8 protein-coding genes are annotated in these 6,325 nt (G+C 71.0%); 7 read left to right on the top strand and 1 reads right to left on the bottom strand.

The features are described from left to right. Positions 1–185: 185 nt before the first annotated feature. Both xseA and ABT304_RS30700 read left to right on the top strand, forming a co-directional pair. Positions 186–1,418 carry an exodeoxyribonuclease VII large subunit gene (gene xseA / locus ABT304_RS30695; RefSeq protein ID WP_350721205.1) on the top strand — a complete coding sequence of 411 codons (1,233 nt, stop codon included), beginning with the start codon at positions 186–188 and terminating at the stop codon, positions 1,416–1,418. Further along, a complete protein-coding gene (locus ABT304_RS30700; RefSeq protein WP_160024867.1) occupies positions 1,411–1,611 on the top strand; it encodes an exodeoxyribonuclease VII small subunit in 201 nt (66 codons plus the stop codon). Before xseA ends, ABT304_RS30700 begins: the two co-directional genes overlap by 8 nt. A gap of 110 nt (positions 1,612–1,721) precedes the next feature. On the opposite strand, the gene ABT304_RS30705 is transcribed toward ABT304_RS30700, so the two are convergent. Beyond that, positions 1,722–2,345 carry a DUF4245 family protein gene (locus tag ABT304_RS30705; RefSeq protein ID WP_350721207.1) on the bottom strand — a complete coding sequence of 208 codons (624 nt, stop codon included), beginning with the start codon at positions 2,343–2,345 and terminating at the stop codon, positions 1,722–1,724. Between the two features lie 130 nt (positions 2,346–2,475). On the opposite strand from ABT304_RS30705, the gene ABT304_RS30710 reads away from it, so the two are divergent. From ABT304_RS30710 to glpX, 5 genes are read left to right on the top strand one after another with little or no spacing between them, the layout of a single operon-like run. Further along, complete coding sequence (locus ABT304_RS30710; RefSeq protein WP_350721209.1) at positions 2,476–2,865, top strand: TOBE domain-containing protein; 390 nt, start codon at positions 2,476–2,478, stop codon at positions 2,863–2,865. Further along, positions 2,862–3,617, top strand: a complete 756-nt coding sequence (gene modA, locus ABT304_RS30715) for a molybdate ABC transporter substrate-binding protein (RefSeq protein WP_350721211.1) — start codon at positions 2,862–2,864, stop codon at positions 3,615–3,617. The genes ABT304_RS30710 and modA overlap by 4 nt, the downstream gene beginning before the upstream one ends. A 58-nt stretch (positions 3,618–3,675) precedes the next feature. Next, the gene (locus tag ABT304_RS30720) at positions 3,676–4,437 is read left to right on the top strand and encodes an ABC transporter permease (protein WP_350721213.1); all 762 of its coding nucleotides are present in this window, start codon (positions 3,676–3,678) and stop codon (positions 4,435–4,437) included. After that, a complete protein-coding gene (locus tag ABT304_RS30725; protein WP_350721215.1) occupies positions 4,434–5,132 on the top strand; it encodes an ATP-binding cassette domain-containing protein in 699 nt (232 codons plus the stop codon). The genes ABT304_RS30720 and ABT304_RS30725 overlap by 4 nt, the downstream gene beginning before the upstream one ends. A gap of 43 nt (positions 5,133–5,175) precedes the next feature. Beyond that, complete coding sequence (glpX, locus tag ABT304_RS30730) at positions 5,176–6,195, top strand: class II fructose-bisphosphatase (RefSeq protein ID WP_350721217.1); 1,020 nt, start codon at positions 5,176–5,178, stop codon at positions 6,193–6,195. Positions 6,196–6,325: the final 130 nt, after the last annotated feature.

Consider the following 6,325-nt stretch of genomic DNA (forward strand, 5'->3'; position numbering starts at 1 on the left):
TCCCCAGCCCCCCCGCCCCCCCACCCGCCCCCCCCCACCACCCCCCCTCGCATTTCCTGCCCCACCAAACGGGGCCTAGACGGCGCATATAACCCACCTGCTGACGCCGACCTGGGACAGACGCGCCGACTCGACGCGCTCAGATGGGGCAAACACGCCGACTCGGCGGGCATTAGGGTGGCGGCATGGCCCTCGAGACCTCCCCCGAGTCGCCCGCCCCGGTGCGGCAGATCGCGAACGCGATCGGTGGCTGGATCGACAAGCTCGGTGCGGTCTGGGTGGAGGGGCAGGTGGCCCAGATGAGCCGGCGGCCGGGGATGCAGACCGTCTTCCTGACGCTGCGCGACTCGGTGGCCGACATCTCGGTGCCGGTGACGTGCACGCGGTTCCTGCTCGACAGCCTGAATCCGCCGCTGGTCGAGGGCGCCTCGGTGATCATCCATGCGAAGCCGTCCTACTACGCCAACCGCGGCACCCTCTCGCTGCAGGCCCGCGACATCCGTCCGGTCGGGCTCGGCGAGCTGCTCGCCCGGCTGGAGCAGCGCCGGCAGCTGCTGGCTGCCGAGGGCCTGTTCGCTGCCGAGCTCAAGCGCCCGCTCCCCTTCCTGCCGACCAAGGTCGGGCTGCTCACCGCGGCCAACTCCGCGGCCGAGCGGGACGTGCTCGAGAACGCGAAGCGGCGGTGGCCGCAGGTGCGGTTCGAGGTGGCGTACGCCGCGATGCAGGGGGCGCGCAGCGCTGCCGACGTCGTCGAGAAGCTGCAGCGGCTCGACCGTGACCCCGAGGTCGACGTGATCGTCATCGCCCGTGGCGGCGGTTCGGTCGAGGACCTGCTGCCGTTCTCCGACGAGCACCTGATCCGTGCGGTGCATGCCGCGCGCACCCCGGTCGTCTCCGCGATCGGCCACGAGCCCGACTCGCCGCTGCTGGACCTGGCCGCCGACGTACGTGCCTCGACGCCGACCGACGCCGCCAAGCTCGTCGTACCCGACGTGGTCGAGGAGCAGCGGATCGTCGCGACCGGGCGCGACCGGCTCCGCGGCGGGATCGCCGCGCTGATCCACCGCGAGCAGACGCTCCTGGACGCGTTGCGCTCCCGGCCGGTGCTGGCCGACCCGCGCTCCCTGATCGACGCCCGGCGCGACGAGGTGACCTCGCTGCGCGACCGTGCCCGCCGCACCGTCGGGCACGCTCTCGACCGGGCCGCCGACGACATCGGCCACCATCGCGCCCGCGCTCGCGCGCTCTCACCCCTGGAGACGCTGAGACGGGGGTACGCCGTCGCCCAGGATGCCGACGGACACGTCCTCACCAGCGTCGCCGACGCCGCCGAGGGCGAGACGGTCAGCATCCGTCTCGCCGACGGCCGCCTGACAACGACCATCACCTCGATTGAGAAAGATCCTGCCGATGACTGACGACAACAACAGCGACCTGTCCTACGAACAGGCCCGCGAAGAGCTGGTCGAGGTCGTCCGCAAGCTCGAGGCCGGCGGCATCACCCTCGAGGAGTCCCTCGCCCTCTGGGAGCGCGGCGAGAAGCTGGCCACCCTGTGCCAGGAGTGGCTCGACGGCGCCCGGAAGAAGATCGACGCCGCCATCCAAGACTGACGAGACGTCACTCCCGCCGCCCGAGGCGTCACCTAGGTCGGCCGAGAGGTCACCGCGCTGCCACATCGGCCGACGTAGGTGACGCCTCGGCCGACGCGGGTGACGTCTCGCTACTTCAGGGGCTCGGTGGTGATGAGGTCGAGGTAGTCGCGGACGTCGCCGTCCTTGGGACCCCAGAGCATCAGCGTCTGGCCGTCGACCTCGGCAGAGTAGGCGGTGTCGCCGCCGGAGTCGGACCATTCGGTCCAGGTGTCGGCGACGTCGGTGTCGATGCTGACCTCGTCGCCCTTCTTGGCCTGGGTGTCGACGTTCTTCTGGGCCAGCGACTGCGCCGAGCGGGAGGAGAGCTCCAAGCCCACGTAGGAGGTCTCGCCCTTGACGAACGACATGGTCCAGGCCGGCTCCTCACCGCTCTGGTAGGACGGGTCGGTGTTGGCGTACCAGCCCGAGGGCAGGTCGCGCGGGTAGACGACGTCGAGGTCGGCGACCTGGGCGCTGCGTACGGCCTCGGCCCAGTCGGCCTTGTAGGTCTCGTTGGCACCGCTGACCTCGCGCTCGAGGTTGCCGCGCCACTGCACGATCAGCACGATCGGGACGACGAGGACGAGCAGGAAGATCATCGACCCGATCAGGGCACCGAACGTGCGTGGGTAGCTGCGCGCCGGGGTCTCCGGCTGCTCGCTCGCCGGCTCACTCGACGGCTGGGCGGGCTGCTGCTGATCGGTGTCGCTCACGCCCTCCATGGTCCCACTCGGTCGATGTTCCCTCGAATCGTGGTCACGGCGAGCTCGACCGACGAGTCCAAGCGTTCCGCAGATGAGGACAATCTGCCCATGATCGCTCCGCAGATGCGATACTTCTCCGGTGACCACCTACCGTATCGCCGAAGCCGCCGGACTCCTCGGCGTCAGCGACGACACCGTGCGCCGCTGGATCGACGCGGGACGGATCGAGGCGAGCACGGAGAACGGCCGGGCTGTCATCGACGGCATCGCCCTGGCCGACCTGGCCTCCGAGCTGGCCGACGCCCCCTCCCCGGATCGAGCGAAGGCGGTCAGCGCCCGCAACCGGATGCTCGGGATCGTCACCAAGACCACCCTGGACACCGTGATGGCCCAGGTGGAGATGGTCTGCGGGCCCTACCGGATCGTCTCCCTGATGAGCGCCGAGGCCGCTGTCGAGCTGGGCCTCGAGCCCGGCGTCAGCGCGGTCGCATCCATCAAGTCAACCAACGTCGTCGTGGAGCGCCCATGATCAAGAGCCCCGGAATCGGTGCCGCCGTCGCGATGGCGGCCACCCTCGCGCTCGCCGGCTGCGGGAGCGCGAGCGAGGGGTCGGAGGACCGGGAGCTGACCGTCTTCGCGGCGGCCTCGCTGACCGACACGTTCACCGAGCTGGCCGAGGAGTTCGAGAAGGACCACCCCGGCGTGAAGGTGACCACCAGCTTCGGCGGCTCGTCCGACCTGGTGGCCCAGATCGAGGACGGCGCCCCGGCTGACGTCTTCGCCTCGGCAGACACCAAGAACATGGACAAGCTCGGCGACCTGGCCGCCGACCCGGAGGACTTCGCGGCCAACACCCTCGAGATCGCCACGCCGCCGGGCAACCCGGCCGACATCACCGGCTTCCGGGATCTCACCAAGGCCGGGACCAAGGTCGTCGTCTGCGCGGCCGAGGTCCCGTGCGGCAACGCGACCGCGCAGATGGAGGAGGAGACCGGCGTCGACATCGAGCCGGTCAGCGAGGAGCAGTCGGTCAGCGACGTGCTCGCCAAGGTCACCTCCGGCGACGCGGACGCCGGCCTGGTGTACGTCACCGACGTCTCAGCCGCCGGCGACACCGTGACGGGCGTCGAGTTCGACGAGGCCGACCAGGTCGTGAACACCTACCCGATCAGCGCCATCGACGGCTCCGACGACGCCGACCTCGCCCAGGAGTTCGTCGACCTGGTGCTGAGCGAGACCGGACAGAAGGTCCTGACCGATGCCGGCTTCAGCCAGCCCTGATCTTCTCGGGACCGCCAGGCGGACGGACCGGCAGAGGGGGGCCGGTCCGTCCGTCGGTATGCCACGCTGGCTCTGGTTCCCGGCGGCCCTCGCGGCGGCGTTCATCATCGTTCCGCTCGCCGCGATCATCCTCCGCGTCGATCTGGCGAGCTTCCCGGCGCTGATCACCTCGCCGTCCGCGCTGGAGGCGCTCTGGCTGAGCCTGCGCACCGCGGTGGCGAGCACCGCGCTGTGCATCCTCCTCGGCGTACCTCTCTCCACCGTCCTCGCCCGCACCAGCTTCCGGGGCCAGGGGCTGATGCGCTCGCTGGTGCTCCTTCCGCTCGTGCTGCCCCCGGTCGTCAGCGGCCTGGCGCTGCTCTACACCTTTGGCCGACGGGGGCTGCTGGGACAGTCGCTTGACCTGATCGGCATCCAGATCCCGTTCACCACGCTCGCCGTGGTGATGGCGCAGACGTTCGTCGCGCTGCCGTTCCTGGTGATCAGCCTCGAGGGCGCGCTGCGCACCAGCGGCACTCGCTACGAGGCGGTCGCGGCCACCCTCGGCGCCCGCCCGACCACCGTCTTCCGCCGCGTCACCCTCCCGCTGGTGGGCCCCGGCCTGCTCTCCGGGTCGGTCCTGGCCTTCGCCCGTTGCCTGGGCGAGTTCGGCGCCACGATCACCTTCGCCGGCAACCTTCCCGGGGTGACCAGCACGATGCCGCTGCAGGTCTACCTGCTCCGTGTCGACGACCCGGACGCTGCGGTCGCGCTCTCGCTGGTGCTGGTCGTGGTCGCGGTCGCTGTGATCGGCTTCGCCCGCCATGGGAGGGCTCTATGAGTGGACTTCATCTGCGGGCGGTGATCCCCCAGCGCGGCATCGACGTCACCCTCGACGTGGCCGCGGGCGAGACCGTCGCGCTCACCGGGCCCAACGGCGCCGGCAAGTCGAGCATCCTCGGCGTGATCGCCGGACTCCTGCGTCCCGACCAAGGAGAGGTACGCCTCGGCGACCGCGTCCTGGACGGCACTCCCCCGCACGCCCGCGGGATCGCGCTCCTCGCTCAGGACCCGCTGCTCTTCCCGCACCTGTCGGTGCTGGCCAACGTCGCCTTCGCGCCCCGCGCCCGAGGCGTACGCCGCCGCCAGGCCAACGAGCTCGCCACCCGCCACCTCACCGAGGTCGGCGCCGAGATGCTCGCCGGGCGCAGACCCACGCAGATCTCCGGCGGTCAGGCCCAGCGCGTGGCGGTGGCCCGGGCCCTCGCGGCCGACCCAGAGCTGCTCCTGCTCGACGAGCCGATGGCCTCGCTCGACGTCGACGTACGTCCCGCGCTGCGGCAGACCCTGCGTACCGCCCTCGAGGACAGGACCGCCATCATCGTCACCCACGACGCGGCCGACGCCCGTGCGCTCGCCGACCGGGTGGTGGTGATCGAGCATGGTCACATCGTCGAGGACGGCCCCACCGAGCAGGTTCTGAACGACCCGCAGTCGGGTTTTGCTGTGAGGCTTGTCTCTGGATCGATCAAGTGACACCGTGGCCGCTCCACCGCGCCCGGCGGATAGATTGACCCCTATGAACGACACCCAGCCGCTCGGCGTCGCCCCCACCGCTCCTGACCGCAACCTGGCCCTGGAGCTCGTGCGCGTGACGGAGGCGGCTGCGATGGCCGCCGGCCGCTGGGTGGGTCGCGGCGACAAGAACGGCGCCGACGGCGTCGCGGTCAACGCGATGCGCACGATGATCTCCACCGTCGCCATGAACGGCACCGTCGTGATCGGCGAGGGCGAGAAGGACAACGCCCCGATGCTCTACAACGGCGAGGACGTCGGCGACGGCACCGGCCCCGAGTGCGACGTCGCGGTCGACCCGATCGACGGCACCACCCTGTGCGCCAAGGGCATGAGCAACGCCGTCGCGGTGATGGCGGTCGCCCCCCGCGGCAGCATGTACGACCCCAGCGCCGTCTTCTACATGGAGAAGCTGGTCACCGGCCCCGAGGCCGCCGACGTCGTCGACATCCGCCTGCCCGTGGCCGAGAACATCGCCGCGGTGGCCAAGGCGAAGGACACCAAGGCCTCCGACATCACCGTGATCGTGCTCGACCGGCCGCGCCACGACAAGCTGGTCGAGGAGATCCGCGAGACCGGCGCCCGGATCAAGTTCATCGTCGACGGCGACGTCGCCGGCGCGATCTCGGCCGCCCGCGCCGGGTCCGGCGCCGACCTGCTGATGGGCATCGGCGGCACTCCCGAGGGCATCGTCGCCGCGTGCGCGATGAAGGCGCTCGGCGGCACCATCCAGGGCCGGCTGTGGCCCAAGGACGACGAGGAGCGCCAGCGCGCCCTCGACGCCGGCCACAACCTCGACCCCGACTTCGTGCTCCACACCGACGACCTGGTCACCGGCGACGACTGCTTCTTCGTCGCCACCGGCATCACCGACGGCGACCTGATGCGGGGCGTGCAGTACCTCCCCCACGGCGCCATCGTCACCGACTCCCTGGTGATGCGCAGCCGCTCGGGCACGATCCGCAAGGTCACCTCGGAGCACCAGCTCGCCAAGCTCCAGGCGTACAGCGCCATCGACTTCTGATCCTCGCCCGGCGCTTGCGCCGGCCGGACGCGGGGGGGGGGCGGGCGGGGAGGAAGCGCGCGGGGGGGGTGGGGGGAGGTTGGCCGGGCGGCCCCCCCCGGGGGGCGGTTGTGTGGTGAATGGTGGTAGT

Source organism: Nocardioides sp. NPDC000445, from assembly GCF_040300245.1.
GTDB lineage: Bacteria > Actinomycetota > Actinomycetes > Propionibacteriales > Nocardioidaceae > Nocardioides.

Bases quoted from the DNA above. Each gene is read 5' to 3' on its own strand.
- ABT304_RS30700 (WP_160024867.1), top strand. From the start codon at position 1,411: ATGACTGACGACAACAACAGCGACCTGTCCTACGAACAGGCCCGCGAA.
- ABT304_RS30720 (WP_350721213.1), top strand. From the start codon at position 3,676: ATGCCACGCTGGCTCTGGTTCCCGGCGGCCCTCGCGGCGGCGTTCATC.
- xseA (WP_350721205.1), top strand. From the start codon at position 186: ATGGCCCTCGAGACCTCCCCCGAGTCGCCCGCCCCGGTGCGGCAGATC.
- glpX (WP_350721217.1), top strand. From the start codon at position 5,176: ATGAACGACACCCAGCCGCTCGGCGTCGCCCCCACCGCTCCTGACCGC.
- modA (WP_350721211.1), top strand. From the start codon at position 2,862: ATGATCAAGAGCCCCGGAATCGGTGCCGCCGTCGCGATGGCGGCCACC.
- ABT304_RS30725 (WP_350721215.1), top strand. From the start codon at position 4,434: ATGAGTGGACTTCATCTGCGGGCGGTGATCCCCCAGCGCGGCATCGAC.